Genomic DNA, 1,308 nt, shown 5'->3' with positions numbered 1-1,308 from the left:
CTCCTCACCCGAGGCCAGCAACTCACTGATCACGCGGCAAACGCGGGGCTCTCGCAACTTGTCCGCCAACTGGTCCAGGTGCGTGGCCCGGGACTGGATCAGCGCCTCCCGGGCGGACCGGTAGTCCTCCAGGGACAAGGGACGAGTCCGGTCGCGGGCCGGTTTGAAGCGCCAGGTGAGTTCATAGCCCAGGGCATTCACCAGCCAGGGCTGGCCATGGGTGTCTTCCCATAGTTCCGGGAAGATGGCCGGATCAAGGAGCTGGCCCGTCTCGTCGGTGTGCTGCTGCCAGAGGGCCTGGCACTCTGCTTCGGTGAAGTTGCCCATGCGCAGCGACTCGGCCTTGATGTTGAAGGCACCGCCGCCGGTGATCACCTGGGCCCCTTCCTGGTGCAGGCGGTAATCCCGCACGTCCCGTACACCGCACAACACAATACTCTGGGGGAAGGCATCCGGTCGCTGCGGATAGCCGGCGCGGATCTGGCGCAGCAGCGAGATCAGCGTGTCGCCCACCAGGGCATCCACTTCATCCAGGAACAGCACAATAGGGCGCGAACATTGCTGCGACCAATGTCTCAGCAATCGCGTCAACTGGTCACTGGCGGGCAAATGATGACCTTCATCCCGCCACCAGCGACTGACAACGTCATCCCCCAGGTAATCCTCGATACTTCGCGCCAGTACACTGCACACCGTCGGAATACCCTTGTCAGGGTTCCCGCGCGCCACCTGGGCCGCCTCGATATTGGCATAGGCACAGGCATAGCGCCCCTGGGCATTGATCGCCTCCATCATCGTCAGCAGCGTGGTGGTCTTGCCCGTCTGGCGCGGGGCATGGAGGACAAAATACCGCTTCTGCTCGATCAGCGCCTGCAAATCCTCCCAGTCGATGCGACTCAAAGGATCAATGGCATAGTGGTCAGCGGGGACCGTGGGACCGGCATTGTTGAAGAAGCGAGGCATGACCGCAGTATAGGACGGAAGCCCGCAGAATAGGAAAGGCCCCGACACAGTGCATATGGCGGGACCCGATGTCGCGGGACAATGAATCCATCCGATGGACCCTCCGTGATGCACTGCCTTTCATCCCTGACTGCCTTCACTGGCGACAGAGTGTATTCTCCACAGTTACAGGAAGGTGACAACTCCAATCGATGGAAATGTGAATCAGTTCAAATTAAAGATCCGGCAGAAGGATCTCTCTCGAGGTTTATGACGATCAGCGGCACGCTCAGGCGCCCCACACCCGAATGCAGCGCCCTTCCACTGTCCGCTCCATATCCCAGATCCGCTGCTCCCAGGTCACGT

1 protein-coding gene is annotated in these 1,308 nt (G+C 60.8%); it reads right to left on the bottom strand.

Annotated features, from left to right (window positions below; all coding sequences use genetic code 11):
• Positions 1–963 (bottom strand): AAA family ATPase (locus LPW30_RS15855; protein ID WP_239681361.1); only part of this gene is annotated, 963 nt, incomplete at its 3' end.
• Positions 964–1,308 lie beyond the last annotated feature (345 nt).

It is taken from the genome of Ectothiorhodospira variabilis, assembly GCF_022227625.1.
GTDB lineage: Bacteria > Pseudomonadota > Gammaproteobacteria > Ectothiorhodospirales > Ectothiorhodospiraceae > Ectothiorhodospira > Ectothiorhodospira haloalkaliphila.
This window is presented reverse-complemented; position numbering and strand designations above follow the sequence as displayed.